The sequence below is a fragment of the Mesorhizobium sp. P3_A2 genome (assembly GCF_056403115.1).
Window position 1 is genome coordinate 246,008 of the sequence record NZ_JBFUGC010000010.1, and the last position, 26,019, is coordinate 272,026.

At 62.6% G+C, this 26,019-nt stretch carries 25 protein-coding genes and 1 tRNA gene; 7 read left to right on the forward strand and 19 right to left on the reverse strand.

What is annotated here, in order from left to right; genetic code table 11:
- Positions 1 to 6: 6 nt before the first annotated feature.
- The 5 genes from AC1DXM_RS23325 to AC1DXM_RS23345 form a co-directional block, all read right to left on the reverse strand.
- Positions 7 to 1,647, reverse strand: a complete 1,641-nt coding sequence (locus AC1DXM_RS23325) for an ABC transporter substrate-binding protein (RefSeq protein ID WP_477236571.1) — start codon at positions 1,645 to 1,647, stop codon at positions 7 to 9.
- Between the two features lie 188 nt (positions 1,648 to 1,835).
- Positions 1,836 to 2,822 carry an alpha/beta hydrolase gene (locus tag AC1DXM_RS23330; protein WP_477236573.1) on the reverse strand — a complete coding sequence of 329 codons (987 nt, stop codon included), beginning with the start codon at positions 2,820 to 2,822 and terminating at the stop codon, positions 1,836 to 1,838.
- An 8-nt stretch (positions 2,823 to 2,830) separates the two neighbouring features.
- Positions 2,831 to 3,508, reverse strand: a complete 678-nt coding sequence (locus tag AC1DXM_RS23335) for an isochorismatase family protein (protein WP_477236575.1) — start codon at positions 3,506 to 3,508, stop codon at positions 2,831 to 2,833.
- Positions 3,509 to 3,845: 337 nt separating this feature from the next.
- Entirely contained in the window at positions 3,846 to 5,150 is a 1,305-nt protein-coding gene (locus AC1DXM_RS23340; protein WP_477236577.1) for a M24 family metallopeptidase, read from the reverse strand.
- A 104-nt stretch (positions 5,151 to 5,254) separates the two neighbouring features.
- The gene (locus tag AC1DXM_RS23345; RefSeq protein WP_477236650.1) at positions 5,255 to 6,151 is read right to left on the reverse strand and encodes a GlxA family transcriptional regulator; all 897 of its coding nucleotides are present in this window, start codon (positions 6,149 to 6,151) and stop codon (positions 5,255 to 5,257) included.
- 181 nt (positions 6,152 to 6,332) lie between these two features.
- Between AC1DXM_RS23345 and AC1DXM_RS23350 the strand changes: the two genes are divergently transcribed.
- Positions 6,333 to 6,830 carry a GAF domain-containing protein gene (locus AC1DXM_RS23350; protein ID WP_477236579.1) on the forward strand — a complete coding sequence of 166 codons (498 nt, stop codon included), beginning with the start codon at positions 6,333 to 6,335 and terminating at the stop codon, positions 6,828 to 6,830.
- Between the two features lie 7 nt (positions 6,831 to 6,837).
- Here AC1DXM_RS23350 and AC1DXM_RS23355 read toward each other — a convergent pair whose 3' ends face one another.
- The gene (locus AC1DXM_RS23355; protein WP_477236581.1) at positions 6,838 to 7,914 is read right to left on the reverse strand and encodes a YeiH family protein; all 1,077 of its coding nucleotides are present in this window, start codon (positions 7,912 to 7,914) and stop codon (positions 6,838 to 6,840) included.
- Positions 7,915 to 8,271: 357 nt separating this feature from the next.
- On the opposite strand from AC1DXM_RS23355, the gene AC1DXM_RS23360 reads away from it, so the two are divergent.
- The 3 genes from AC1DXM_RS23360 (at position 8,272) to AC1DXM_RS23370 (ending at position 10,706) form a co-directional block, all read left to right on the forward strand.
- Positions 8,272 to 8,736 (forward strand): N-acetyltransferase family protein, encoded by a 465-nt coding sequence (locus AC1DXM_RS23360; protein ID WP_477236583.1) that lies wholly within the window; start codon positions 8,272 to 8,274, stop codon positions 8,734 to 8,736.
- Between the two features lie 27 nt (positions 8,737 to 8,763).
- A complete protein-coding gene (locus tag AC1DXM_RS23365; protein WP_477236585.1) occupies positions 8,764 to 9,147 on the forward strand; it encodes an ACT domain-containing protein in 384 nt (127 codons plus the stop codon).
- A 125-nt stretch (positions 9,148 to 9,272) separates the two neighbouring features.
- Positions 9,273 to 10,706 (forward strand): aldehyde dehydrogenase family protein, encoded by a 1,434-nt coding sequence (locus AC1DXM_RS23370; RefSeq protein ID WP_477236587.1) that lies wholly within the window; start codon positions 9,273 to 9,275, stop codon positions 10,704 to 10,706.
- 76 nt (positions 10,707 to 10,782) lie between these two features.
- Here the strand turns inward: AC1DXM_RS23370 and AC1DXM_RS23375 are convergent, their stop codons facing one another.
- The gene (locus tag AC1DXM_RS23375; protein ID WP_477236589.1) at positions 10,783 to 11,055 is read right to left on the reverse strand and encodes a hypothetical protein; all 273 of its coding nucleotides are present in this window, start codon (positions 11,053 to 11,055) and stop codon (positions 10,783 to 10,785) included.
- Between the two features lie 142 nt (positions 11,056 to 11,197).
- On the opposite strand from AC1DXM_RS23375, the gene AC1DXM_RS23380 reads away from it, so the two are divergent.
- Complete coding sequence (locus AC1DXM_RS23380; protein ID WP_477236591.1) at positions 11,198 to 11,392, forward strand: aldehyde dehydrogenase family protein; 195 nt, start codon at positions 11,198 to 11,200, stop codon at positions 11,390 to 11,392.
- Between the two features lie 111 nt (positions 11,393 to 11,503).
- Here the strand turns inward: AC1DXM_RS23380 and AC1DXM_RS23385 are convergent, their stop codons facing one another.
- The 8 genes from AC1DXM_RS23385 to AC1DXM_RS23420 form a co-directional block, all read right to left on the reverse strand.
- Entirely contained in the window at positions 11,504 to 12,814 is a 1,311-nt protein-coding gene (locus AC1DXM_RS23385) for an HlyD family type I secretion periplasmic adaptor subunit (protein ID WP_477236593.1), read from the reverse strand.
- Positions 12,811 to 14,547, reverse strand: a complete 1,737-nt coding sequence (locus tag AC1DXM_RS23390; RefSeq protein WP_477236595.1) for a type I secretion system permease/ATPase — start codon at positions 14,545 to 14,547, stop codon at positions 12,811 to 12,813. Before AC1DXM_RS23390 ends, AC1DXM_RS23385 begins: the two co-directional genes overlap by 4 nt.
- 34 nt (positions 14,548 to 14,581) lie before the next feature.
- Positions 14,582 to 14,983 carry a hypothetical protein gene (locus tag AC1DXM_RS23395; protein ID WP_477236597.1) on the reverse strand — a complete coding sequence of 134 codons (402 nt, stop codon included), beginning with the start codon at positions 14,981 to 14,983 and terminating at the stop codon, positions 14,582 to 14,584.
- 73 nt (positions 14,984 to 15,056) lie between these two features.
- Positions 15,057 to 18,398 (reverse strand): M10 family metallopeptidase C-terminal domain-containing protein, encoded by a 3,342-nt coding sequence (locus AC1DXM_RS23400; RefSeq protein WP_477236599.1) that lies wholly within the window; start codon positions 18,396 to 18,398, stop codon positions 15,057 to 15,059.
- Positions 18,399 to 18,740: 342 nt separating this feature from the next.
- Positions 18,741 to 19,016, reverse strand: coding sequence for a hypothetical protein (locus tag AC1DXM_RS23405; protein ID WP_477236601.1), 276 nt, complete (start codon positions 19,014 to 19,016; stop codon positions 18,741 to 18,743).
- Positions 19,017 to 19,079: 63 nt separating this feature from the next.
- Entirely contained in the window at positions 19,080 to 19,244 is a 165-nt protein-coding gene (locus AC1DXM_RS23410) for a hypothetical protein (RefSeq protein WP_477236603.1), read from the reverse strand.
- A gap of 280 nt (positions 19,245 to 19,524) precedes the next feature.
- Complete coding sequence (locus AC1DXM_RS23415; protein ID WP_477236605.1) at positions 19,525 to 19,701, reverse strand: hypothetical protein; 177 nt, start codon at positions 19,699 to 19,701, stop codon at positions 19,525 to 19,527.
- 193 nt (positions 19,702 to 19,894) lie between these two features.
- On the reverse strand, positions 19,895 to 20,545 hold the full coding sequence (locus tag AC1DXM_RS23420; RefSeq protein ID WP_477236607.1) for a hypothetical protein: 651 nt from the start codon (positions 20,543 to 20,545) through the stop codon (positions 19,895 to 19,897).
- A 192-nt stretch (positions 20,546 to 20,737) separates the two neighbouring features.
- Here AC1DXM_RS23420 and AC1DXM_RS23425 point away from each other — a divergent pair, with 192 nt between their 5' ends.
- Positions 20,738 to 21,886, forward strand: coding sequence for a hypothetical protein (locus tag AC1DXM_RS23425; RefSeq protein WP_477236609.1), 1,149 nt, complete (start codon positions 20,738 to 20,740; stop codon positions 21,884 to 21,886).
- Between the two features lie 175 nt (positions 21,887 to 22,061).
- On the opposite strand, the gene AC1DXM_RS23430 is transcribed toward AC1DXM_RS23425, so the two are convergent.
- From AC1DXM_RS23430 to AC1DXM_RS23445, 4 genes are all read right to left on the reverse strand, one after another.
- Entirely contained in the window at positions 22,062 to 22,592 is a 531-nt protein-coding gene (locus AC1DXM_RS23430) for a J domain-containing protein (protein ID WP_192253100.1), read from the reverse strand.
- Between the two features lie 119 nt (positions 22,593 to 22,711).
- Positions 22,712 to 22,864 carry a hypothetical protein gene (locus AC1DXM_RS23435; protein ID WP_477236611.1) on the reverse strand — a complete coding sequence of 51 codons (153 nt, stop codon included), beginning with the start codon at positions 22,862 to 22,864 and terminating at the stop codon, positions 22,712 to 22,714.
- A 163-nt stretch (positions 22,865 to 23,027) separates the two neighbouring features.
- Positions 23,028 to 23,101: transfer RNA gene (locus AC1DXM_RS23440), tRNA-Gln, on the reverse strand.
- A 136-nt stretch (positions 23,102 to 23,237) separates the two neighbouring features.
- Positions 23,238 to 24,170 (reverse strand): lysylphosphatidylglycerol synthase domain-containing protein, encoded by a 933-nt coding sequence (locus AC1DXM_RS23445; protein WP_477236613.1) that lies wholly within the window; start codon positions 24,168 to 24,170, stop codon positions 23,238 to 23,240.
- A 285-nt stretch (positions 24,171 to 24,455) separates the two neighbouring features.
- Here AC1DXM_RS23445 and AC1DXM_RS23450 point away from each other — a divergent pair, with 285 nt between their 5' ends.
- The gene (locus AC1DXM_RS23450) at positions 24,456 to 25,796 is read left to right on the forward strand and encodes a Ppx/GppA phosphatase family protein (protein WP_477236615.1); all 1,341 of its coding nucleotides are present in this window, start codon (positions 24,456 to 24,458) and stop codon (positions 25,794 to 25,796) included.
- Positions 25,797 to 26,019 lie beyond the last annotated feature (223 nt).

Here is a 26,019-nt window from a genome sequence, read left to right on the forward strand (position 1 = left end):
GAGGGATTAGCTTTCCAGCCACACCTTCTCAAAGTGCTGCTCCAGCGACTGGTGCTGTTCGCAGCCTTGCACACCCTTGCGGTAGGTGCGGTAGACCGAGCGCCAGTAGGGCTGGATGATGATGCCGGCATCGCGCAGATTCTGCTCGATCTTGGCCATGATCTCCTTGCGCTGGGCGGCATCCGGCGTTGCCAGCGCCTTGTCGAGAAGTTCGTCGAATTCTTTGTTGGCGTAGGCGCTTTCGTTCCAGGCCGCACCCGATTTGTAGGCAAGCGCCAGCACCTGGACGCCGAGCGGGCGGCCGAGCCATTCGGTGGTGGAGAAGGGGTATTTGCTCCAGTCGTTCCAGAAGGTTGCCGCCGGCAGCACGGTGCGCTTGATCTTCAGGCCGGCCTCGCGCATCTGCGCGGCGATCGCGTCGCCGGTGCTCTTTTGCCATTCGACGTCGACCGAGATCAGGTCGAATTCGTGGTCGGCTTTGCCGGCCTCGGCGAGCAGTTTCTTCGCCTGGTCCATGTCGCGCTTGGCCGGGCCGATATCGGCGAACTCCGGGTGCATCGGGCCGACATGATGGTTGTCGGCAGGCTTGCCGCGACCGCCGAGACCAAGCGCCAGCACGGCCGAATTGTCGACGGCAAGCTGGGCGGCGCGGCGCACCTTGACATCGTCATAGGGCGCGTTGCCGACATTGAAGCGGGCAACGATGGTCGAGCCGGTGGCGATCTCGGAATTTTGCAAGCCCATCTGCTCGGTCTGCGACACGGCATCCGAAGTGGTTTCGTGGTCGGTGTCGATCTCCCCGGATTCGAACGCCGACAGCATGGCGTTGGGGTCCGAGCCGTAATCGACCCATTTGATGCCGTCGAGATAGAAGTCGCCCTTCCACCAGGGCTTGTCCTTGCGCTTCACCTCAGCACTTGTCTCGGCACTCCAGCTGACCAATTCGCACGGACCGGTGGTGATCGCCAGTGCCTTCATCGGGTCGTCGCCACCCTCATAGGAGCGGTGCATGATCAGCGCCGGATAGTCGGCCATGCCGGCGATCAGAGAGATGTCGGGCTTCGGCAGATTGAGTTTTACGGTGAAGTCGTCGACCTTCTCGATACCGCCATCGACCGGCTTCTTGGTGTCGGCATTGACCAGCGCGCCCATCCGCGCGGCGACCGAATTGCCGGCAACTGACGCATCGCACCAGCGGGTCAGATTGTGGATGACATCGTCGGCGTTGAAGGTGTCGCCGTTAGACCAGGCGATGCCCTTGCGTACGTGAAGCGTGATTGTTTTGGCGTCGTCGCTGGTTTCCCAGCTTTCGAGCAGCCATGGCTCGAAGGTGAAGTCGCGGTTCCAGCGCACCAGATATTCGTTGCAGTGGCGCGCGACATTGGACATTTCGACGCCGTCGAAAGTGCGCGGATCCTTGAAGCCCTTGACGTTCATGGCGACGCGCAAGGTACCGCCGCGCTTCGGCTCCTCGGCCCGGGCAGGCGACGTGCTGAGGCCACCCAGCGCCAGCGCTCCGGCCGCGCTGACGCCGAAGCCGGCCATGATGGCGAGGTATTCGCGCCGGCTGACGCCGCCTTTCCGGAAATCATCGGCAACGGGTTTCGCCTGCGGGTGCAAACTACGGTCAGTCAGCATGAATTTCATCGTCGTTCCCTCTTTTGTTGGGCGCCCCGACGGATCGCGTCCGCTGGGGGCAGATGCGATTGCCGGGGCGCCGTTGCCTGAGCAGACAATGATAGGGCGAGCTTACGCAGGGAAATGTTCGCCTTTCCGCAATTCTTGTGCGCTGCTCCGCAAGGGGGGCCTTCGCTAGGTCCGGAGCGCTACGAAGCTCAATACGGCCAGTCGTTCTTGCCGAGCACGGCGACGGCGGCGATGGCCGCAAGCGTGCACAAAAATGCCTCGCCGGCGCGCGGAACGCTTTTGCGGGCACGCAAGAAACTGTGCACCAGCCGCGGCTCCTCATACCACCAGGCGCGGCCGCCGGCGGCGACGATGCGGTCGCGATAGGTCTCGCCGTCGGATGACAGCGGATCGCACTCGGCTGTGACGATGACCGTCGGCGGCAGGCCGGAGAAATCGCTGTCTTTAAGCGGCGAGAATGTCGGGTCGTCATTCGATTGCTGCGGGCCGCAGCGGATGGTGCGATAGGTCTCGATGTCGCGCAGCGTCAGCAGCGGCGCGTGCGCATGCTCGACATACGAGCCGGCAGTCTCGTCGCCGCCGAGGCCGGGATAGATCAGCACCTGGCCGACGGCGTGACGCGGGTAGCGGCGCGACGCATGCGCGACCGCGGCGGCAAGGTTGCCGCCGGCACTCTCGCCGACGAGCACGATTGGCAGGTCAGTCGTCTGCGCCGCCCATTCGAACGCGGCAAGCGCATCCTCGAAGGCAGCCGGATGCGGATGTTCCGGCGCCAGCCGGTAGTCGGCGGAGATGACGTCGAAGCCGGTGCCGGCGCAGATTTCGGCGCAGATGTCGTCATGACTGTCGAGCCCGCCCAGCACAAATCCGCCGCCATGAAAATAGACGACGAGCGCGCGTAGCGGCTTGCCCGCCATGCGGTAGTGGCGGATGGGAATAGCGTGCCCTTTATCGCCGGCAATGATGCCATCGTTTGCGGTGACGCCCTTGGGATAACCCTGATGGAAGGCACGGCACATGGCGTCATAGACCGACCTCTGCTCGGCAATCGGAAGTTCGGCGATTTCGGGCGGAAACCAGTCGTTGACCAGGTCGATGTAATCCCACAGCGCCGGGTCGAGCAGGGTGGCGTATTTTCCCCGCCCGGTTGTGTTGAGCTGGTGGAGTGTGCCCATCCTGTGCCTCAGAGTTCGCCGTACAGCCGGCCGGCGTTTTCAAAGGTGAAGCGCAGCGGCACCGAACCCTCGACCTGCCATGCGCTGACGGTATCGCCCGCCATCAGCCGGCAGGCGTCGATGGTGTTGGTGACGGCGCCGCCATAGAGCCGGTTGGCAAGGTTGAGGATGGCGGTCTGGTGCATGGCGGCACTGCCGCTGCCGCATGCATCCTTGACCAGCAGCACGCGGAAGCCGGATGCCACCGCGTCCTTCACGGTGGCGTCGACGCAGGCCTCGGTCCACACGCCGGCGACGATCAGCCACTCGATCCCGCCGGATTTGAGGTCGCGCGCCGCCGGCCCCGAACGGAAGGCGCTGGCCTCCGCCTTGATCAGCAAGGCTTCGCCATTGGCCGGTGCCACCTCATGACAGATTTCCGTCAGCGGATCGCTCTTGTCGGAAAAGGCCGACTTGCCGTCGGCATCGAGCGGATGGAACGGCCGCGCCTTGGCGGTGTCGACAATATAGGCCCAGTGGTAGAGCGGCACGAAGTTGCGCCGCGCCGCCGCCTGCAGGCGCTGGACGTTGGCCAGCACCTCGCCATAGCCTTCGACCAGATAGCGCTTGTCCTGCCGGTGCTCCTCCTGGAGGTCGATAAACACCGCAGCCACCGTGCCGCGTTTGATCGAGATGGGGCTTTTCATGCGGATGCGCCTTTGGCTGCCAACGCCGCTCTGTTCAGCAAATTGGCGCAAGCCTTTGAGATTGGCTCAGAAGTCCTCGCGACTTCGTCATCCACGGGCGAAGCAGGAGCGAAGCTCCGTCGCGGAGACCCGAGGATCCATGCCGTGACGTTAGCCGAGGAACACAGCGGAGCAGAATTCAGCACCGTCGCGGCGCTCGGGAGTCCCGGCATGGATCCTAGGGTCTGCGCCGCGTCGCTGCGCTCCTTGCTTCGCCCTAGGATGACGAAGGCATGGGTGCCACGGCTATTCCCGAAGGTTTGCGATATCGCATAGAGGTCGATGGGGGACGCAGGCATCAAACCTGCTTCTCCAGAAACTCATCCTCGTAGGGAAAGCGCGACAACAGTTCGGTGCCGGTGTCGGTGATCAGGATCTCGTCCTCCAGCTTGACGCCCTCGCGGCCGCCTTTCTCGCCGATATAGCTTTCCACGCTGACCACCATGCCGGGCACGATGACGCCGTCGCGGCCATAGGTTTCGTAGTCCATGGCATGCGCAATAAACGGCGTCTCGCCATGCATGCCAACACCATGCATCACTGAGGTATAGCGCTGGTCGACGAAACGGTCCGGGATTTTCCACGCTCTTTCGGCGATCTCGCGAAACGCCATGCCCGGCTTCACGATCGAAATATTGTGCTGAACCTGGTCGTGCGCCATGCGGTAGAGCGATTTCTGGTAGTCGGTCGGCTTGCCCGGCCCGCAGCGGAAGGTGCGGGAAAAATCGGAATAATAGCCGTAGCAGCCGATCGTGTCGGTATCGAGCGCCAGGAGCTCGCCCGGCCGGATCTTGCGGCCGCTGGCCTCGTTGAACCACGGATTGGTGCGCTGTCCCGAAGTGAGCAACCGCGTCTCGATGAACTCGCCGCCTTGGCGGATCACCTCGCCATACATGATGGCGAACAGCTCGTTTTCGGAAACGCCGGGCTTGATCGCCTCGCGCACGGCATAGACAGCCGCCTCGGCGCCGGCCATCGAAACCTGCAGGCATTTCACTTCCTCAGGCGTCTTGACCGCACGCACCGCCAGGATTTCACCCTGACAATCCCTGACCTCGCAGCCGCGCTTTTCCAGAGCCAGCGCCTGCAGATGGCTGCAGCGGTCGAGCCCGAGCTTCATCGAGCCGCCGCCATGCTTCTTCAAAAGCTCGGCGATCTCATCGGCGAACGGGCCGGCGGTTTCGTCGTCGCGGCCCGACACCGAAGACCACACCAGCTTGGACGGACGTGCCTCGTCGATCGTGTCGAGCACCATCGAGACATGGTAGCTCTGCGGATATTCGAACAGCACGATCGGCCCGTCGGTCGGGATGAAGAAATAGCGCGTCGAGTTGCGCAGGAAATAGCCGAACATGTTGCGCGAGCCGGTGGCGTAGCGCTGGTTGTACGGGTCGAACAGCACGACGCCGCCATAGCCGGCCTCGCGCATCCAGCCGCGCAGTTTCGCAAGCCGGCCCTTGCGCAACGCGTCGGCATCGATGAAGGAGGGCTCCGTGTCGGACAGCCACATGCCACCGGCAGAGTCCGCAGCCGCCGGATGGCGCATGCGATCCTTGAAATCCACGTCCTCGGTGCTGTCGGGATCGAAAACGACGATGCTCATTGGGTGCGCCTCCTGAAGGCCCGAACATAGCCGTGCGCTAGACAAAGTCTGTGCGGAATCCCGCAAATGTCGTGCGAAATGCCGCTGGCGTCAGCGAAGCACCACTAATGCCGCCGCATGGCCTTCGGCGCATGCCCATGCTCTTCGCGAAAAGCCCTCGCAAAACTCGACATCGACGCAAAACCGCAGGCCAGCGCCACGTCGCGCACCATCAGTGTCGAATGCGCCAGAAGGTCGGCGGCGCGCCGCAGCCTGAGGCGCCGGTAGTAGCCGTTGGGCGAAATGCTGAGCTCGGTGCGGAAATTGCGCTCCAGCTTGTCGGAGGAGACGCCGAGTCTTGCCGCCAGTTCCGTCATGCCGAGCCGCTCTTCCACCGCATCCTCCATGATGGCGATGGCCGACAGCACCAGCTCGTTCTGGACGCCGGTGCGCAGCCTGAGTGGCATCAGCTTGCGGTCCACACTGGAGCGCAAAGGGCTGTGCACGAACCATTCGGCGACGCCTGCCGCGAGCTCGCCACCATAATCGTTGGTGATGATCTCCAGCATCATGTCGAGGCTGCCGACGCCACCGGCCGAGGTGAAGCGCTTGCGGTCGATGACGTAGAGGTCGCGCCTCAACTCGATGTCCGGAAACGCCTCGGTGAAGGCGGCCTGACTGGTCCAGTGCAAGGTGCAGGCATGGCCGTCGAGCAGGCCGGCCCTGGCGAGGAAGAAGGCGGCATCGGCCACCGCGCCGATATGGGCGCCGCCCCGCAGGCTCTTGCGCATCCAGGCAACCGCATCGTCGGCGACAAGCAAGTCGGCATTGCCGCCCGAGCAGACGACGATGCGGTCGACCTTCGGCGCGCCTGAGGCTGAGAATCCCGGTTGTATGACAACCCCATTGGACGCCTCGACCGTGCCCTTGTCGGCGCCGACGATCACCCAGCGATAGCACTCGCGCTTGGCCAGCACATTGGCGGCGCGCAGCGGCTCGATCACCGAACTGAACGCCATCATCGGAAAGCCGGGAAACACCAGCACGGCAAAGGTGAGAGGGCCTTCGCTCGCTTCGGGCTGCACCCGGTCCTGTCTTCTGCTGGCATGGACGGTATTCACAATTGTGTATTTCCCAGGCGCGTCATTGGTGGCAGACAGGGATATAGCGGGCATCCTGGTCCGCCGGCAACGGAGACGAACCATGTTTGCGGCTCAGACCATCGACAGCACCGACAAGCCAGTCTTCTACCGCGAACTGGCCACCCAGTTGAAGGCGCTGCTGGAGGGCGAGAGCGACTCGGTCGCCAACGCCGCCAACACATCGGCGCTGATCTTCCAGATGGTGCCCGACCTCAATTGGGCCGGTTTCTATTTCCTGGCCTCCGACGAGGAGCTGGTGCTCGGTCCCTTCCAGGGCAAGCCGGCCTGCGTGCGCATCGCCGTCGGCAAGGGCGTGTGCGGTACCGCCGTCGATCTCGAAATGTCGATGCTGGTCAAGGATGTGCACGAGTTTGCCGGCCACATCGCCTGCGACGCCGACTCGCGCTCGGAACTGGTCGTGCTGCTCAGGGACAATGACGGCGTCTTCGGCCTGATCGACCTCGACAGCCCGACACCCGGCCGCTTCGACAAGGACGACCAGGCCGGCATCGAGGCGCTGGCCGCGATCTATGTCGCGGCAAGCTCCTTCGAGGACTGAGCGGGCTTCAAGCGAACTTCACCAGCGTCAGGCTGAAGCAGCCGATGAACAGGAAGGCCGAGAAGGCGAGCGCCAGCGGCCGCAGGCCGCGCGAGCGCAGCTGCGAAATGTTGGCCTGCAGTCCCATGGCGGCGAGCCCCATGGTCAGCATGATGGTGGTGGCGAGCGCCATCGCCGACTTCACTTCGGCCGGCACGGTGACCAGGCTGTTCAACGCCACGACGGCGACGAAAGCGGCGACGAACCACGGCATGGGCGGCCGTGCCGCCGATTGATCGCTCGACCGGTCGCTGCTGGTCTTGCGGCGCGCCATCAGGCCGAGCGCGATGACCATCGGCGCCAGCATGGCGACGCGGGTGAGCTTAGCGACAGTGGCGATCTCGCCAGACTGGGCGCCGTTCTGGAAGCCGGCGCCGATGACCTGGGCCACCTCATGGATCGAGGCCCCAGCCCACAGGCCGAACGCGTGCTGGTCGAGGCCAAGCACGGGCGCCAGCAGCGGGAAGCCCAGCATGGCGACGGTACCGAACAGCGTGATCGAGGCGACGGCGTAGGTAACGTCCTCGTCGCGCGCATCGGTGACGATGTTGGTGGCAACGATCGCCGAGGCGCCGCAGATCGAAGTGCCGGCGGCAATCAGCTGCGCCAGCTTGGCGTCGACGCCGAGCAGCCGGCCGAGCGTGATGGTGAAGACGAAGGTCGCGCCAAGGGTAGCCGCAACAATGCCGACGCCGCTGGCGCCGATCGAGACGACCTGGCCGAGCGTCAGCTGGAAGCCGAGCAGCACAATGGCAAAGCGCAGCAGGCGCTTTTGCGAGAAGGCGATGCCGGCCTTGGCGTGGGCCGGTGTGCCGAGCACGTTGGAATAGATCATGCCGGCGACGACGGCGAGGATCATCGGGCTGAACAAGCCAAAGCCGGAGACGTTGTGGGCCGAGAAGGCCACTGCGGTGATCATCGCCACCAGCACGATGCCGGGGATGACGCCATTCCACGCCGAATCGAGCCGCTTGCGACCCGCGGCCAGATCGGCCGGTATCAGGCTTTTCGGAATTTCGTTCGCGATGTGGGTGACGGAAGACAATGCAATTCTCCAGGCGGGTACGTCGGAGGAATGCCATTCCCGAACCGATCTTTCCAACGAATTGTTTTGGTTAGAATGATCGATTTTTACGAACGATCGGTTTTGAACCGACGAGAGAGCACCTCCCGAATTCGACAGGCTGGGCCAATCTCAAAATCTTGACGGGCCGAACTTCCTGTTCCAGCGTGGCGCCATGTTCGTTTTTGCACTCGCCATCACCAAGCGACGTCGCCTTTGCACGATGTGGAGCGGTAAGCCGACTGCGCGACGACAAAGACCGGCACGATAGATCCGGTTTGTTCGTTCCCGCCCCGCCGCGACATCCGCCGGCGGGGTTTTCATGTCTGGAGCCTTGTCATGACCAATTCTTCCATCCGGTTTCGGCCGGCCGAGCGCGCTGATGCCGCCGCGATCAGGGATATCGTGCGCGCCGCCTATGCCAAATGGGTGCCGGTGATCGGCCGCGAGCCGCTGCCGATGCGTGCCGACTATGACAAGGCGGTTGCCGAACATCCGTTCGATCTCGCCGTCGAGGGCGACCGGATCGTCGGCATGGTCGAGACCATGCTGGCCGACGACCATCTGTGGATCGAGAATGTCTGCGTCGCGCCGCAAGTGCAGGGCCGGGGGATCGGCCGGCTGTTGCTCGAACGGGCCGAGCGGAAGGCGCTCGAAGCAGGCCGCACGGAGCTGCGCCTGCTGACCAATGGCGCCTTCGAGGCCAATGTGTTGTTGTACAAAAGGCATGACTATACGATCGACCGGGAGGAGCCGTTCATGGGCGGCATGACGGTCTATATGAGCAAGAGATTGACGCGATAGCGGGCAATCGGAGGCATGGACACGACGATGGCAGTCAGGGTCCGGTTGAAGCCACTCTCGGGGCGGTATGCGGTTTCGCGCCTCGAAGCAAATGAGGGCATTCCCGGCTGGGCCGACGGGCCGGGCTTCGTCAGCATCACCAGGACCGAGGACGAGCTTTCGGTCGTCTGCCTGCAGGAGCGGGTGCCAGACGGGGTGAAGCACGACAGGGACTGGGTCGCCCTGAAACTCCAAGGTCCCTTTGCCTTCGACGAAACTGGCATCGTGCTGTCGGTAATAAAGCCATTGTCGGAAAACGAACTCGGCATTTTTCTGGTATCCACCTTCGATGGCGACCATCTGCTTGTCAAAGTGAAGGATGAAGCTGCGGCAAGGGGCCTTCTGGTCGCGGCGGGGCACACGCTTCTGTAGCCGCCTGGCTCAATCGCCCACCCTTGCGTTTGACATCGCTCTTGCCGCATCGTTATCTCTGACGCGATACGACGATCCGGCGATCGCCCCCCAATCACATCAGATATCCCGCCCAAGGAGAAACCATGTCACACAATCTGCAGTTCTATATCGATGGCGTGTGGGTCGATCCTGTTGTGCCCAACACACTCGACGTCATCGACCCCTCGAACGAAGATGCCTTCGCGCAGATTTCGCTCGGTTCCAAGGCCGATGTCGACAAGGCGGTTGCCGCCGCCAAACGCGCCTTCGACACATTCGGCTTCACTTCGGTCGAAGAGCGGCTCGACATCCTCAACCGCGTCATCGACATCTACAAGAAACGCAGCCCCGATCTGGCGCTGGCCGTGTCGCGCGAGATGGGTGCGCCGCGCCGGATGGCGCTCGACAGCCAGGTCGGCGTCGGCCTTGCGCATCTGCAGAAGATGGCGCAAGTGCTGAAGTCGTTCGAATTCCGCCACATCAAGGGCTCGTCCCTGATCGTCAAGGAACCGATCGGCGTCGTCGGCCTGATCACGCCATGGAACTGGCCGCTGAACCAGATCACCTGCAAGGTCGGTCCCGCGCTCGCCGCCGGCTGCACCATGGTGCTGAAGCCCAGTGAAATCGCCCCGCTCGACGCCATCATCTTCGCCGAGATCATCGACGAGGCCGGCGTGCCGAAGGGCGTCTTCAACCTCGTCAATGGCGACGGGCCGGGCGTTGGCCAGGCTTTGTCCAGCCACCCCGACATCGACATGATGTCATTCACGGGTTCGACCCGCGCCGGCATACTGGTCGCCAAGGCGGCCGCCGACACGGTCAAGCGCGTGCATCAGGAACTCGGCGGCAAGTCGGCCAACATCCTGTTTCCGGATGTCGACCTGGAAAAGGCCGTTAGCAAGGGCGTCGCCGGCTGCTTCAGCAACTCGGGTCAGTCCTGCAATGCGCCGACCCGCATGTTCGTGCCGCGCGACCGCCACGACGAGGCTGCCGGCTATGCCAAAACGGCGGCGGAAAAGTTCACCGTCGGCCCGGCCGATGCGGCCGGCACCAAGCTCGGCCCGGTGGTCAGCCAGACCCAGTTCGACAAGATCCAGGACCTGATCCAGGCCGGTATAGGCGAGGGTGCGACGCTGGTCGCGGGAGGCCCCGGCCGTCCGGCCGAACTCAACCGCGGCTACTATGTCAGGCCGACTGTCTTCGCCGACGTCACGCCGGACATGCGCATCGCCAGGGAAGAAATCTTCGGGCCGGTGCTGGCGATCATGCCTTATGACACCGTGGAGGAAGCCATCGGCACTGCCAACGACACTGTCTATGGGCTGGCCTCGTACATTCAGGCCAAGGACATCCAGAAAGCCCGCGAAGTCGCCGCCCGCATGCGCACCGGCAATGTCTACATCAACTATCCCCAGTGGGACGCCGGCCTGCCCTTCGGCGGCTACAAGCAATCCGGCAACGGCCGCGAATACGCCGAATACGGGCTCGAGGATTTCCTCGAGATCAAGGGCATCGCGGGCTACGAGGCGGCAGAGTAGGGCAGGGAGACAAGGCCCTCGCTAGCTCCAATGCAATCGAAGGGGCGCGGTCTCGGCCGCGCCCTCGCTAGTCTCGTCAACCGGGTCGCCGCCCGGAGATGGACCGCCGCTTGTCATAGCCGCGGTTTGTCTCGATGATTCCAACCATGGCGCGGGTGAATTCGACCATGCTGTTTGCTGTGATGGCTGCATCGTCGGGACTCTGGCCGACATGCTCGGCGGCTCCGCAACATGATCGGCGGATGCTGTCGTAGTGCGTAACTCTTTCATCGTCAGGCAACGCCGCCAGATTGAGGGCGCGACCGTGGATCATGCGCAATAGCTGCGCCAGTGCGGTTTCGACACTCATGCGTTTTACTCCGCATCGGTCGAGCGTCGCGGCACACAAATAGTGCCGGATCGTCGATCGGAAATTGGTCCCGATACGCAAAGGCTCGATCATACTTATTAATATATCGTTGAATGCTAATATGCGTGGCCGTACCGATTGAGTGCGGAGACGTTGCGAGCAGATCGGCGCCGCCAACGACACCGTCTATGGGCTGGCCTCCTACATCCAGACCAAGGACATGAACAAGGCCCACGAAATCGCCGCGCGCATGCGCACCGACAACGCCTACATCAACTTCCCCACCCCGGGACGCTGGCCTGCCGTTCGGCGGCTACAATGCCGAATACGGGCTTGAGGATTTCCTCGAGATCAAGGGCATCGCCGGCTACGAGGCGGCGGAGCTGGAGCTACCCCTTCGGGTCGGCAACCAGCCGGTCCCGATGCTTCAGCTCTCAAAAGTCCGCCGTCATTCTTCCCGGAAAGCTTTTTGGATCTGATCCGACAGCGGCTTCACCAGATAGGAAAGCATCGTCCGATCGCCCGTCGGGAAGAACACTTCGGCCGGCATGCCGGGCGCCAGCGCCAGCCCGCGCAGCTTGGCGACCTCCGTTTTCGGCAGCGTCACCCGCGCAACGTAGAAGGCTGCTCCGGTGCGCTCTTCGGTGGTGAGATCCGCCGAGATCCGCGACAGCGTCCCGGTCAGTTCCGGCGTGGTTTGCCGATTGAAGGCCGACAGGCGCAAAATCGCACTCTGGCCCATCGTCACCTGGTCGATATCCTGCGGTGCAATATGCGCTTCAACGGTCAGGTCGTCCGTTACCGGCACGATCTGCATCACCTGTTCGCCGGGCGTGATGACCCCGCCGATCGTATGCACGGCCAACTGCAGCACCACGCCATCCTGCGGGCTGCGCAGATCGATGCGCTTCAACTGGTCCTCGGCCGCTACCTTGCGTTCGACGAACTCGGAGATCTTCCCTTGCGTTTCGCGTAAATCGGTCGCGACCTCGCTGCGAAGATCCTGGTCGATCTGGATGATCTGCAGTTCGATCTCGGCCGCCTTGCCTTTCACCTGGGCTATTCCCGCGGTCAACTGCCCATGCTCGCCTTCGAGCCGCACCGCGTCCCGTTCCAGCGCCGTCATGCGCTCGATTCCTATCAGCTTGCGACGCCACAGGGACCGCACGCCTTCCAGCTCGATCTGGATCAGCTCGATCTCGCGGCGTTTCGCCTGCAACTGCTCGGTCAGACCGGCGGTCTCCTGCGTCAACTGGGCGATCCGTTCGCGCAATTGCGATCGCTGGCCGGACCGCGCCTGGCGTCGGAAATCGAACAGCGATTGTTCTCCGGCCATCGATGCGGCGACACCGGCTTCGTCGCGCCGCGATGTCAATACTTCCGGAAAGCTGATCGTGTCCTTGCCGTCACGCTCTGCCTCCAGGCGCGCCAACCGTGCATAAAACTCATCCAGACCTTTTGAGACGATCGCCAGGTTGGCGCGCGTTGTCGTCTCATCCAGGCGCACCAGAATATCGCCCGCTTTGACCCGGTCGCCTTCACGCACCCTGATCTCGCCGACCACGCCACCCGTCGGATGCTGAACCTTCTTTACATTGGAATCGACCACCAGCCGGCCAGCTGCGATCACCGCACCCGACATTTTGGTCACTGCCGCCAGGCCGCCAACACCGCCGACGAGCAGCAGACAGGTAGCAACCCCAGCCACGAGATAGCGGTGGACCTGCCTATGATGCAAAGCGGCTCTGTCCTCGCTCATGCCGGAACGCCTCGCTCGGTGGCGGCAACGACCTTGAGCGGTGCTGCCGATCGGAACACCTTGTTCAGCACCTCATCCTTCTGACCGAAGGCCTGCACATGCCCATTGGCCATCACCAGCACGGTATCGACATTGGCCAGGACAGTGGACCGGTGCGCGACGACGATGACGATGCCGCCGCGGTCCCTGATGCCTTGGATGGCGGCGGACAAGGCGACTTCACCCTCTGAATCGAGATTGGAATTCGGCTCGTCCAGGATGACCATGAACGGATCGCCATAGAGAGAGCGCGCAAGGGCGATGCGCTGCCGTTGCCCCGCCGACAACGACGCGCCGGCTTCGCCAACCCGTGTGTCGTAACCGTCGGCCAGATGCACGACGAGATCATGCACGCCGGCGGCCTTGGCCGCCGCAAGCACCATATCGGATGACGTATCCGGGTCGAAGCGGGCGATGTTCTGCGCAATCGTTCCGTCGAACAACTGCACATCCTGCGGCAGATAGCCGATATGTTTGCCCAGCTCGTCGGTCGGCCACTGGTCAAGCGTCGCGCCGTCCAGCCGCACGGCGCCCCGCGCCGGCAACCAGACACCGGCAAGCGCACGCACCAGCGACGATTTACCGGAAGCGCTCGGGCCGATGACTCCCAGACCCGCTCCCTTGGCCAGTGAAAAATTGGCGTCCCACACCACCGGCGTCCGTTCGCCCGGTGGCGCGACACTGACATTCTCAACCGCCAACGCGCTGACAGGCGCAGGCAGGGTTACGCCGGTTGCGCCTTCGGGCAGCGCAGCCAACAGCTGCTTCAGGCGTGCCCAGCTTTGCCGCGCCGCAATGAAGCCCTTCCAATGCGCTATCGCCAGTTCGATCGGAGCCAGTGCTCTTCCCATCATGATCGAGCTTGCAATCATGATGCCGCCGGTCGCCTCTTGCTGGATGACCAGATAAGCGCCAATCGCCAGCATGGCCGATTGCAGCATCAATCGCAGGATCTTGGAAATCGTGCCAAGCGTTCCCGCCACATCGCTGGCTGCCGCATGGGCGTTCAGGTACTCGGCATTGACGGCATGCCATCGCTCGGCGATACGCCCGCCAAAACCCATGGCTTGCATGGCCTCGGCATTGCGCCTTGTCGCCTCGGCCAATGTGCTGCGGACGGCTGCGTGCTGTCCGGCGATCCTTGTCGGGCCGCGGGTCCGGAATTCGGCCAGAAGCGTCAGTGCAAACAGGACAACGGCGCCAGCAAGCGCGGTGACGCCGATCCAGAAATGAAAAATGAAACAGATGCCGATATAGAGCGGCATCCATGGCAGGTCGAACAGCGCGGTCGGCCCGGGACTGCCGATAAAGGCGCGAACCTGATCCAGATCCCGCAAGGGCTGCAGTCCGTCACCGGAAGGCTTGGCGCGCAGCGGCAGGCGCATCAGCGCCGAATAGACCGACGGGCTCAGCTTTGCGTCCAACCCCTGTCCCAGCCGCACCATGAGGCGAGAGCGGATCAGCTCCAGCACCCCTTGAAACACGAACAGTGTTCCCGCCAGCACCGCCAGGCCGACCAGTGTCGGCACGCTGCGACCCGGAACGACCCGGTCATAGACTTGCAGCATGAAGAACGAGCCGGTCAGGGTCAGCACGTTCACGACCCCGCTCATCAGGACAATGCCTGAAAAAGCACGTCGAAACGACGCCAGAATTCCGACCAGCGTAAGCGGCGGCGATGGCGTCAGCTGCATGCGAGCTCGCAATCAGGATATGGCATCTCGCCCCTCAATACGTAACTGCCTTGAGTGTGACATGGACGGGTAAGCCCGCCTCGAACTGGGCGCTGCCCCGCGCCACCAGCCAGCCGTCCGCACGCTCCAGGCGGGCAACGACCTGCAGCGTCGGTGAAGCCGTCGAGTTTGCGGGCAGGGGCAACGAAAATTCTATCGTCTTTGACCCGCCCTCGCTTTTGAGACTGGTTTTCGCGGCCCGACGTCGCGCACTGTCCTGAATGGCGAGGTCCTCGAGATAGATCTCGAGACGACCTTCCGGGATAGCCTTGCCGCCCACGAACGTGACTGCGCCGCGAATATCTGTCGACTGCGCAGCGGCTGCTCCGGCTGCCCCGGCGGCCGCGGCGACAGCCGCAACTCCTGCGGCCATCAATACTGTGCGGCGGTCGGTCATTGCGTCCTCTCCCTTTTCGCTGCGGCGACGCGCTTCAGGAGGGAAGCCTGAAAGCCCCCCTCCTGGTAACGCGTTAGATGACAATGAAGTCCGCAGCCGAAAGATCCAGATTTGTGTTCAGGTGCGCAAATTGAATGGCTGCTTCCTGTCCAGAACCATCGGCGTCGTAAGACAATATTCCATTGTCGGTATCGTAGATGATGCGGTCGTCGGCATCATGAGCAGCACCGGCTGCACTCTTGTAGAATGAGCCCCGGGCGAGGGCGCCGTCGCCGCCAACGCTGGCAAAGATCAGGTTGTCCAGCAGGATCGTATCGTCGGCGACCTTGAAGTCCTTGATCCAGTCGATATTGCCGTTCCCGAGTTCTGTCGAGAAGCGGAAATAGTCCTGGCCCGCGCCGCCGGTCAGCGTGTCGGCAGCCAGCCCGCCATCCAAAAGGTCGTTGCCGCCGCCGCCGTTGAGCGTATCGGCGCCCGCAACCCCCGGCTGAGCCGGCGCGGGCGGGAATTCGACCGATACGTTCAGCTTGTATGTCGAGCCGTCCGGCACCTCTTCCACCCAGCCATCGCCCGGAGCCGTGTCCGACCAGCGGCCTTCCAGAATATAGTAGGTTCCGGTTTCCTGAACGATGAAGCTCGTGCTCGAATCCCGGCCGTTGTTGGAGCCCGGGTCGTTGCCGCCATCGTCGTTCTGGGCGACGACATTGCCGTCGCTGTCCAGTAGCCTGACGATGCTGTCATGGACATTGGGGTCGGCAATTCCATCGATGTCGATGGTGATGATCGTGCCGGCAGCCAGGTTGATGCTGTAATATCCGCCCAGGCCGTTCCCGGTGGCGTCGACGGTGGTGTGAAGGGTGGTCGTCGAATCGAAGATGTCGGGGTCGGCGGCCAGCGAGAAGTTGTTCGAGATGTCGAAGGCGGTTGAGGTCGAATTGTTCGTCGCATCGGGTCCGAGCGTGGCGTAGCCGGTGCCCATGCCCGGGCGGGGCGGAGCATCGCCCTGATAGGCGAAATCGCCGAGCAGTGTGTCATCGCCGCCGCCGCCGTCGATCTTGTCCACGCCGCCCTGGCCGGTCAGCACATTGGCCGAACCGTCGCCCGTCAGGCGATCGTTGAAGCCCGAACCGGCCAGATTTTCGATCGAGATATAGGTGTCGCCGCCGGATTTGCCGCCACCCAGCTTAAGGCTGAGCCCGCTGGTCGCGTCGGCGTAGTCCGCCGTGTCGCTGCCGGCGCCGCCATTCAATGTGTCGGCGCCGCCACCGCCGGTCAGCGTGTCGTTGCCGGCGCCGCCGGAAAGTTTGTTGGCCTGGGCGTTGCCGATGAGATGGTCGTCGAAGAAGGAACCGACGGCGTTTTCGAAGCCGGCGAGGATGTCGTGCCGGATAACGGTGCCGCGCCCGACGATCTGCACCGGGCCATCGCCGTCGCCGCCGCTGGCCGTGCCATTGGCGAGGTCGATCGTGACACCCGAGGAACTGCCTTCGTAGACGACCGTATCGATACCGGCGCCCCCATCCAGATAGTCCTGGCCGGCGCCGCCGATGATCGTGTCGTTGCCGGCCTCACCGTACAGGATGTCGCCGTCATTGCCGCCATCCAGTATGTCGTTGCCGCCGCCGCCGTTGAAATAGTCGCCACCGCCCCGGCCCCAGAAATGATTTGCCGCCGACGTACCGATGAAGCGGTCGATGCGGTCATCGGAGCCGATCAGGTTCTCGATGCTGTAGAAGGTGTCGCCCGTGGCGGTGCCGCCATTGGCAACATTCGTCTCGAGGTTGACGAGCAGCTGGAAGGGGCTCTCCTTGCTGAAGTCGACCGTGTCGACGCCTGCGCCGCCCCTGAATATGTCGATGCCGTCCTGGCCGCTCAGCGTATCGTCGCCGGCGCCGCCGTCGAGGATGTCGTTGCCCTGGCCGCCGAGGATCGTATCGTTGCCGCCGCCGCCATAGAGCGTGTCATTGCCGTCGTCGCTCTCGGTCTGGTCTTCAAGGTCGGCGACGTCGATGGTGTTGTTGATGTCGCGGCTGGCGAGCGAGTCGCGGCCGCCGATGATGAGGTCATCGCCGCCCTGACCGAAGATCGTGTCGTTGCCGGCGCCGCCGTCGAGCGTATTATTCCCATTGTCGCCGAAGATGACACTGGTCATCGTGTTGTCGCCGATGATGGGAGGCGTTTCGCTGCCGCCATCTCCCGGTTGGAGTGTCGACTCGTCGGCGTAGATGATGTGTTCGACGTTGGCGATTTTCCGGATATTCAAGTTCCGGGACAGCAGAACGACCGTGTCATTGCCACCATTGGCTTCCTCGCGCACGATGTCGTCGAGGGAGTCGACGAAATAGATATCGTCGCCGCCATTGCCGGCCATGCGGTCGCCGCCGCCGCGGCCATCCAGCACGTTGTTTCCGTCATTGCCGATCAGGACGTCGTCATGACTGCTGCCGATGCCGTTCTCGATGTAATAGTCGGTCCCATCGGCGTTGTGCCCGGCAAAGATCGACACATTGTTGCTGTGGCCGTTGACGCTGGAGAATTGTCCGGCGCGCAGGTCAAGGATCGTGCCCGCTGTCGAGCCGGAGAAGTCGATCGTGTCGGTTCCGCCGGTGTCATGGATGACAAAACCGAAATCGTGTTGCATGCCCGAGGCGCTGAGCCGGTAACCATCCACGGTACTGCCGAAGCCGTAGACATTGTCGCCCGTGTTGAGGTCGATATGCTGATAGGTGCGCACCCCGTTCTCGTCGACGGTCGAGAAAAAGCGGCGGATGACAGCCTCGATGTCGGCCATCATCGGCGTTGACGCCGACCAACGGGTGGTTTCACCGACATCGATCCCGTCGAAATAGGACATGACGCTGTATTGCTGACGGTCGTAGGTCCAGGTCGCGTTGTTCAGATAGTTGATCTGGACGCCGCCGGGACCGCTGTAATTGTAGAGGCCGGGATGGTTCAGGCCGAACTCATGACCGAATTCATGGATGAAGGAATCGAAGACATAGCCCCCAATGGCCGTCTTGTTTTGCTCGGTGTCATGGAAACGCTGACCTATGCTGACATAGCGGTCGTTGGAATAGGCGCTGCCGTCGTCTTCCTCGCCCAGTTCGGGGCTGACAACCTGCATCCAGTCCGTTGCGCTGTTGTAGGGCGCATCGTCGACGATTTCGAACTTCAAAGGCGTGACAAGCGCCCACATCTGCAAGGCGCCGATCGCGGCGGCCTTGTACTCGGGATGATCATTGAGCTCGGTGACATTGATCCTAAGCGTTCCCGCCGCGATCGCCGGCGTCAGCGACCGGTCCAGCGCTCCAAGGTAGTCGAGGTAGGACTCGTAATCTTCGCTTTTGCCATACGGGTTATCCGGCGTCTGGTCGTTGACCCACCATTGATCGCTGGTCTGGCTCGGGTTCGGCATCCTTGGGACTCCTTGTCTTACAACCGTGGCAATTGCGGCTGTACGGTTTAGCTGTTGCCAACCACCGACAAGCATCGTTAGCGCTTGCCAGTCGAGCCCCGTCCCAATGCCAACAATGCTATTGGAATCTTCGCTTGTCTACCCGCTATTCGCGCTCAATACATAAGAGATTATTGGCGCGCTTGTCTCGGCGGATTTTGAGATACTGGCTTGGCGTTGGTTAAGCTCGCGCTAATCTATGTTGGCACCTGCCCGACCTTAGCCAGCCTGCAAGGCCAAGGTGCTGGGACACTAGATGCCCGGCTGCTGCCAGAAGCTGGCAGCAAAAAGCGCAGGCGTGCTTCAGGAACCCGTCCGGCGTGCGAAATGTTCATACGTTACGCGCCAGGGGTCGCTCTCGGCGGATCTCTCCTCGCCGATCCAGTGAAAGCTGTCGGCGGTGATCTCGGTGAACCGCCACCGGGCCTGCAGACCGCGCGAGTCATCGCCGATCTGGACAATGTCCTTGCCCTCGGCCCGCCCGATCTGGCGCGAATAGTCCTGGTTGAGCGGATCGCTCCAGATGATGTGCCAGCCACCGATCCCGGGATCGAAGACGCGCAAGGTCGTGCCATACATGGTGGACTGGGAAGGGCGCCTGGGCCTGATCCAGATGTCCTGAATGGCGCGGCCTTCCAGCACTCAGCCAAAGTGACATTCGCCGTCCATTTTCTCAGCTGTGCCGTCGTTGCGGTGGTGGATCGTCTCCATGTCCCAGCTGCCAACCAACCATCCATAGAGGTTCATCTCTTTCGCCCGGTCGGCCGGGGGACCTTCAGATCCGAGAGCGGTGAGAAACGTCATCATGCTGGTCTCCGGGGCAAGCCGCGCCAAGACGCCGGGTCACAACCATTGCAGCGTTGAGGGTTCCCTCGTCTTGGGAAAAATTGCTGTAGTGCCGCGGCTGCCAACCTTCCGCGTTCGCGCCATTCCAGGTCAATGCGCGAATGCTAATGTAGCGATGGCGGGTACCCCAATGCCCGCCTGGCCGGCGCCTCCTCGGGCAATCTCTTGGATGAGCGGCGCCGGCCGCCGGCTTGGGCGGCGACCATATTCCTGCCGCAGGAATGTCAGACCTGGTAGGTGGTTATTGCTGGGCAGTTTTGGCAGGCATTCCGATATCGGTCTGTATTCCCAGAACGTCCGCAGCCCAATCGCGCAGTTCCGGAGAAGCATCGCCCGATTTCATGATCGACACGGCCAGTGCTGCCATGTCTGCGGGCGGCTTTTTGCTGGAGGTCGCAAAGGCGAAATAGCCGGCCATGATGGCGCATCCTACCGAAATGACCGGTGGGACGATCTGGAGTGTCGTCAAAGCTATTACGCGCCAGCGTCCGGATCGGCCGGGTGCTGGAACCTCATCCTCATCCACAAGGTCGACCATGCTGCTCTGTCCAAAAGCCGCGAGAACACAATCCGTAAGGATGATCTACATTAGTTAAAATGCGGATAAATCTTTATTGGCTGTCGTCGCCCTGGTCGGTCCGTTTTGGCGGGGCTTCACCTTGCCATCCGGCCAGCTCCGGCAGGTCGTCAAGCCAGCTCTTCTCTGTCAACGTGGATTCGCCGGCCACAGGAACAGCCTCGGTGGCGTTTTGAATGAGCCAGTCCATCCACTTGCGATAGGCAATCGGGGTCAATTCGGGCGGCAGCACCTTGGCCTTGGCCAGCATGCGTTTGCGGAAACTGAGCTGCCGGCGCAGTTTGGTCGTCGTGAATTTTATCGCCTTGCCCTGGTATTCAACCGTCCAGCGCCCATCGCCGTGGCTGGTGAGCCTGTCGATGGCGAAACCGGCATCGACCGGCCTGTCGCGCCAGGGAAGCTCGACGGCATTCCGCCTCAGATCGAGTGCCCATCGCCTGTAGTCGGCCCCTGCGCGCTGGGGCGGCAGCACACCGGCCTGTTCGAGGATTTTCCTGCGGAAAGTAGGCTGCTTCTTGATCTGCCCGGTGGTCAGCTCGATGCGATGCCCACACAATTCGACATGCCAGCGGATCCTGCCATTGCCGACATACTTCACCAGCCTGTCGATGACGAACTCCTCATCGGAAAGCGTCACGCAGCCTTGGCGCATGCTTTCGAGAATGTACTGGCTATCGGTGGGCATGACGCGGCCTTGGGGAGGAACCTTTGACGAAGCTTAGCCAGTACCACAAACCAGCCGCCACCAATCTTTTTCGCTCCGGGAATCTCGCCCCGAGCGGCCGGTTTGCGGCTGGCCATCTGTGATACACTTCATTGACGCAGCGTGTCGCCCGGTGCTGTAGTATTGGGCACGAAGAGCCTTGATGGCGACCCCATGAGCGACACCAGCGCGAACAGCAAAGAGGTCGACGCCACCGCGACGCGGGCCTTCGGCATCGAAAAATATCTGTTCAAGAAGATCCCCTGGGCGCTGGGTTTCATGGCTCTTGCCATCCTGGTCCTGTTTCTCGCGCGCGGCGGCGACAGCAGCGACGATAGCGAGGCGAGGGTGGTCGCATTGTTCATCATCTTTGCCAGCCTCGTCTACATCGGCTTTGCCTTTCATCGTCGCAACAGCCCTCGAAAGCCGATGCTCGAGCTGTCTCCCGCCGGTATCCTGTTCCGTATCGCAAAGAACAAGGAACTCCGCATTCCGTGGAGCGAGATCCACGGTCTCGAACTGATCGACATCAGGGGGGCGAAGGGTCATATCTTCCGCGACGTGACGGCCGCGCTTGTGTCGCGGGAATTTTTCGACGCCAACAATCCGGTCAAATCGTGGTGGGGGCGGGGTCCCGGTTGGGACGTCCACTTCGTTCCCAGGGACGAGATGGTGCAAGTCGCCTTCCACCACGACCTGCTGACCGTAACGGCCGACGAGTTGTGGCAGGAAATAGAGACGCGCTGGCGCGTATTCAGCGGCAGCCCGTCTGCGCCGCTGCTGGCGACGCCGCGCGTGGTCAGGGAGCGCGGCTGGATTTTCGGCTGGAAGCCGACACCGCCGCAGCAGCGCGCCGGTGCCGCCATGCTGGCCGTCGCAGCTGTGGTCCTGATCTATTTCTGGCAATATCTGCACGCCTGGATCACCTTTCCCGATTTCAACGGGGATACCGGCACGTATTATCTGAGCCAGGCATTCGACCAGACCGGCGTTTATGCACGCCTCCCCGGCAAGGGCGTGGTTATCCTGCGCCGTAGCGATTTTTCCGGGATCGGCGTGACGCGCTGCCGCAGCGACGTCGAGCGCGATGCGGCCCGCAGCGGGCTGACCCCAGCCTACACCGCTTTCGCCATCTGCTCGACGGAAATGCCGCACGTGTCAGGCGTAGCGGTTCGAGCCATCTTCAAGCTCGCCGGGCGGACGTTCACTTCGAAGGACTGGCAGGACAAGCCGGTCGAATACAGGGCGATCTCGCCGGTGGAAATGAGCGTCGAGGAGGCCAACGCCAGGCTTTGCGAGCTCGGCGTCTGCGCGGACGCATAGCAGCCGAAAAACTCCCTCGCGTTAGGGTTTTGACCGCCGGACCTGCCAGTAGCCCAGAGCGTTTCACCGTTTAACGAAAACGGCGAAAAGCTCTATCTCTTTGTTTTGACGCAATTCCCGACGGAAAACCGCTCACACTTTTCCTGGAATTGCTCTAGGTCAACGGTTCAGTGTTCTACGATCCCAGGAGCCGAACGCTGCTATCGCGACGCAGTTCGGAATCGGCGCGGTCGACGCCTTCAACCGTGATCGCGATTGTCCCGTTCTCAATTCTTGCGATCCATCCCTTCGCCTTCATGTACCAGAGATGGAACTCGAGATGCTCTCGCGGACAGCCCAATAAGCGTTCGATTTCGACGTCGCCAATGCCGGGATTGCTGACATCCTGGCGGCGCTTCACATAGAGCAGAGAAAGCAGTTTGGCCTGGACCACAGCGTCCTTCTGAATGCCTTTGCCGTCGCTTGCTTCCTCGGCCAATTGAAGGCGCAGACCGGCATGCTCTCGATAGGAGATGTCGTATTGAGCGCGCTTGACCGGATCTTTCAGGACGTTGTGTGCTTCAACTATTTCACTGAAGCGGGCTTCATTTCCGGTTTGCTGATTGTCGGGATGATAGCGCATCGCAAAATAGCGAAATATTCGCTCAAGCGTCTCCGAGTTGGCGTTCGGGCTGATCTCCAAGAGTTCGTAGTAATCGACGAACAATGCGCTGCTCCCTCAAACATCGCCCCCGAAAAGCCAGGAGCCTGGGCCGCCTTATCTGTTGTGATCCAGGCCCTCAACCGTCGGGTTTTCTCGGCGATGTTGCACTTGCTTAAGGCGGGTCACAAGCCGGACTTTGGTCCCGGCCTGGTGCCAGATACCGGCAAGGCAATAAACGCGCTCGCCTTGTCCTGATAATCAGCGGCAGGCGGCCAATCCGGCCCGGTGGTGTTCCACAGGATGAGCTCTGCCTTCTTGCCGGTGATTTTCCCCATCGATTTTCAACAGTGGCTCATGGACGTCAACTGCAAGGCGGTAAAGAAGCAGCTGAAGAATGACTCGTCCGGCGATGCCTACGCAAAACATCAACATATGCCGAGCAGTTAAACAAAGGGCCGCTATACGGGGCTCTCTATCTTTGCCTCTGGGGAAGCGACTTGGCTGGGGAACCTGGATTCGAACCAGGACTAACGGAGTCAGAGTCCGTGGGTCTACCGTTAACCTATTCCCCAGCAGGCGCTGTCGCGCTGGTGGGCCGCCGATGCGGCCGCGCGTGCCTTGTAGCCGCCGCCGGAAAATAGTCAAGCCTGCGTTGCGTTTCAATCATGGGCTTTTGGTTTGCTCCGTCGATGCGCGGCGGGCAGGGCGCTACGTCTCGCCGCGGCTGTATTGCGAATGCTCGAAGAACAGCACCACGCCAAGCGCGATCAGCAGCGGGATGATCAGGTAGAACAGGCGGAACACCAGAAGTGCGGCCAGCACGCCGACCGGGTCCATCTGCGACAGGCCGGCCAGGAACACGACCTCGAACACGCCGAGTCCGCCCGGCGCGTGCGAGATCTGTGCCACCGAGAACGACACCAGGAACACGCCGAGGATGACGAAATAGCCGGGATTGCCGGCCACGGGCAGGGCAAAGAAGATGATCGCCGCCGCCGCCAGAAGTTCGATCGGCCCGATCAGCAATTGCCGCACCACGATCGGCAGCGCCGGGTAATGCAGCTGGAAGCCGGCGATTTTCAACGGCTTCAGGTGCAGCCAGCTGCCGAAGATGTAGGCGCCGACCAGAATGAGCAAAGCGATGCCGGCGACGATCGCCAGCCCGCGGTGGGGCGCGCCGGAAAAGCGGCCGATGATTGCAGGCTCGAACACCAGCACCAGGCCGCCGACCAGCAGGCTGGAGAGCACGAAGGTGATCCAGCAGATCGCCACCAATATGCCGACATCCTGGCCGGTCAGCCCCCTGGTGCCATAGGCGCGGTAGCGGATCACCGCGCCCGATAACACCGAGCCGCCAATATTGTGCGACAGCGCGTAGGTGGTGAAGGAGCAGAAGGTGACGAACAGCCACGATACCTTTTTGCCGATGTGCAGCAGTGCAATGTGGTCGTAACCGGCAAGCGAGGCATAGGCGACCACCGAACTCAGCGCCGCCAGCACCCAGCCGCGGGTGGGGATGGCGACAATGCCATCCCAGACATCGTCGAGCGAGATACCGCGTAGCTCATGCCACAGCAACAGCAGCGAGAAGATCACCGCTGCAATGCCGATGACCGGCCACAGATAGCGCCTCCAGTTCATGGAGTTCTCGTCATGCGTTGCTGCCCATCGCCCAGGCGGGCGTGAAAAAATCCGCGATTCACCAATATTGCCCCTCATTTCAGAAATGCCTCATTGAAGCCGGCTATTCAACCGGACGGGCCCGCTATTCAACGCCGCAGGCATTGCCGCTGCATGATGCCGGCAAAATTTGCCCCGCTGCTCTTGGTGATCCGGTCCCGCACTGCTACTCTGGCGGCAACTTAAAACATTTAGGTGCCTGCTGCGTCCGGTTTCCCGGTTCGCGCGGCGCCGGAAGGACCCGAAGTGGAAGACCACGACACCGGCGCAGGCGCGCCGGAAGTGGGCGTGTCCAGGGCTTCGCCGCCGTCAGGCGGGCCAAGCCCATCCGCCGGGCGGCCCCGCCAGGCGGGGCCCCAGTCTGGTAACGGACAGGCCGGTGACGCCCAGCCTCAACGAGGCAAAACGAGAAAGCGGCGCAAGCGCCGGCGTGGACGCAAGGTTTTTGCACGCGATGAGCTGGCGGTATCAGCCCATCTCGTTGCGGCCGGCCCGCCGGCCGTCAGCATCGCCCCGACCCCTGTGGCCGCGCCTCCGGCTCCGCAGCCCAAGCCCGAACAGCCAATGCATCGGCCACCGATGCAGGAACTGCCGGTGTTTGCCGCGCTCGATCTCGGAACCAACAATTGCCGTCTTTTGGTCGCGGTGCCGCAGCGGCACGGCCAGTTCCGTGTCATCGACGCCTTTTCGCGCATCGTCAGGCTGGGCGAGGGGCTGACCGCCAACGGGCACCTGAGCCAGGCGGCGATGGACCGCGCCGTCGAGGCGCTGAAAATCTGCGGCGACAAACTGCGCAACCGCAAGATCAAGAAGGCGCGGCTGATCGCCACCGAAGCCTGCCGCACCGCCGACAATGGCGTCGAGTTCCTGCAGCGCGTCGAGCGCGAGGCCGGCTTGAAACTCGAGATCATCGACCGCCAGACCGAGGCCCGCCTTGCGGTGTCGGGCTGCGGCTCGCTGGTCGAGCGCGACACACAAGGCGTAGTGCTGTTCGACATTGGCGGCGGCTCGTCCGAAATCGCGCTGATCGACCTCACCGGCCAGCGTTCGCCGCGGCTTGCCAACCACATCGTGTCATGGACGTCGCTGCCGGTCGGCGTCGTCTCGCTGGCCGAGCGTTTTGGCGGCCGCACGGTGACGCGCGAAATCTTTGCCGCCATGGTCGAGGACGTCGCCGTGCGGCTGAGGTCCTTCGACGGCCGCGACCGGCTGAGCCATGTGCTTGCCAGCCCAAAATTCCATCTGCTGGGCACATCCGGAACGGTGACGACGCTGGCTGGGGTCCATCTCGACCTCGAACGCTACGACCGCCGCCGGGTCGACGGGTTGTGGATGGACCGTGACAGCGTCGATCGCATGGTCGAAAGACTGGTCGGCTGGGATTTCCAGCAGCGCTGCGCCAACCCGTGCATCGGCGCCGACCGCGCCGACCTCGTGCTGGCCGGCTGTGCTATCCTCGAAGCCATCCGCGCGGTATGGCCGTCGGAACGACTGCGCGTTGCGGACCGCGGTCTGCGCGAAGGCATTTTGAGCGAGCTGATGGCCGATGACGGCGTCTGGCGCAACAGTGGGCGTGGCCGAGCATGAACAGTCGACCCCCACTCCGTCGAGCTTCGCTCGACACCTCTCCCCCGATCGACGGGGGAGAGGAAAGGCGCGAGCTTAGGCTGGCCGGCTCCCTTCCTCTCCCTCCGGAGGGGGGAGAGGTGGCGCCGCGAAGCGGCGACGGAGTGGGGGAAGCCCTTCGCGAAACGCGAAGCCGCCGAAAAACTGCCGCAACGCGGCGAGTGCAAAAACTCAAACAAGAAAT

What these genes read in the sequence shown, in the direction of transcription:
- AC1DXM_RS23325 (WP_477236571.1), bottom strand. Translation starts at nt 1,647, where the DNA reads ATGAAATTCATGCTGACTGACCGTAGTTTGCACCCGCAGGCGAAACCC.
- AC1DXM_RS23330 (WP_477236573.1), bottom strand. Translation starts at nt 2,822, where the DNA reads ATGGGCACACTCCACCAGCTCAACACAACCGGGCGGGGAAAATACGCC.
- AC1DXM_RS23335 (WP_477236575.1), bottom strand. Translation starts at nt 3,508, where the DNA reads ATGAAAAGCCCCATCTCGATCAAACGCGGCACGGTGGCTGCGGTGTTT.
- AC1DXM_RS23340 (WP_477236577.1), bottom strand. Translation starts at nt 5,150, where the DNA reads ATGAGCATCGTCGTTTTCGATCCCGACAGCACCGAGGACGTGGATTTC.
- AC1DXM_RS23345 (WP_477236650.1), bottom strand. Translation starts at nt 6,151, where the DNA reads ATGATGGCGTTCAGTTCGGTGATCGAGCCGCTGCGCGCCGCCAATGTG.
- AC1DXM_RS23350 (WP_477236579.1), top strand. Translation starts at nt 6,333, where the DNA reads ATGTTTGCGGCTCAGACCATCGACAGCACCGACAAGCCAGTCTTCTAC.
- AC1DXM_RS23360 (WP_477236583.1), top strand. Translation starts at nt 8,272, where the DNA reads ATGACCAATTCTTCCATCCGGTTTCGGCCGGCCGAGCGCGCTGATGCC.
- AC1DXM_RS23365 (WP_477236585.1), top strand. Translation starts at nt 8,764, where the DNA reads ATGGCAGTCAGGGTCCGGTTGAAGCCACTCTCGGGGCGGTATGCGGTT.
- AC1DXM_RS23370 (WP_477236587.1), top strand. Translation starts at nt 9,273, where the DNA reads ATGTCACACAATCTGCAGTTCTATATCGATGGCGTGTGGGTCGATCCT.
- AC1DXM_RS23375 (WP_477236589.1), bottom strand. Translation starts at nt 11,055, where the DNA reads ATGAGTGTCGAAACCGCACTGGCGCAGCTATTGCGCATGATCCACGGT.
- AC1DXM_RS23385 (WP_477236593.1), bottom strand. Translation starts at nt 12,814, where the DNA reads ATGAGCGAGGACAGAGCCGCTTTGCATCATAGGCAGGTCCACCGCTAT.
- AC1DXM_RS23390 (WP_477236595.1), bottom strand. Translation starts at nt 14,547, where the DNA reads ATGCAGCTGACGCCATCGCCGCCGCTTACGCTGGTCGGAATTCTGGCG.
- AC1DXM_RS23395 (WP_477236597.1), bottom strand. Translation starts at nt 14,983, where the DNA reads ATGACCGACCGCCGCACAGTATTGATGGCCGCAGGAGTTGCGGCTGTC.
- AC1DXM_RS23400 (WP_477236599.1), bottom strand. Translation starts at nt 18,398, where the DNA reads ATGCCGAACCCGAGCCAGACCAGCGATCAATGGTGGGTCAACGACCAG.
- AC1DXM_RS23405 (WP_477236601.1), bottom strand. Translation starts at nt 19,016, where the DNA reads ATGTATGGCACGACCTTGCGCGTCTTCGATCCCGGGATCGGTGGCTGG.
- AC1DXM_RS23410 (WP_477236603.1), bottom strand. Translation starts at nt 19,244, where the DNA reads ATGATGACGTTTCTCACCGCTCTCGGATCTGAAGGTCCCCCGGCCGAC.
- AC1DXM_RS23415 (WP_477236605.1), bottom strand. Translation starts at nt 19,701, where the DNA reads ATGGCCGGCTATTTCGCCTTTGCGACCTCCAGCAAAAAGCCGCCCGCA.
- AC1DXM_RS23420 (WP_477236607.1), bottom strand. Translation starts at nt 20,545, where the DNA reads ATGCCCACCGATAGCCAGTACATTCTCGAAAGCATGCGCCAAGGCTGC.
- AC1DXM_RS23425 (WP_477236609.1), top strand. Translation starts at nt 20,738, where the DNA reads ATGAGCGACACCAGCGCGAACAGCAAAGAGGTCGACGCCACCGCGACG.
- AC1DXM_RS23435 (WP_477236611.1), bottom strand. Translation starts at nt 22,864, where the DNA reads ATGGGGAAAATCACCGGCAAGAAGGCAGAGCTCATCCTGTGGAACACC.
- AC1DXM_RS23445 (WP_477236613.1), bottom strand. Translation starts at nt 24,170, where the DNA reads ATGAACTGGAGGCGCTATCTGTGGCCGGTCATCGGCATTGCAGCGGTG.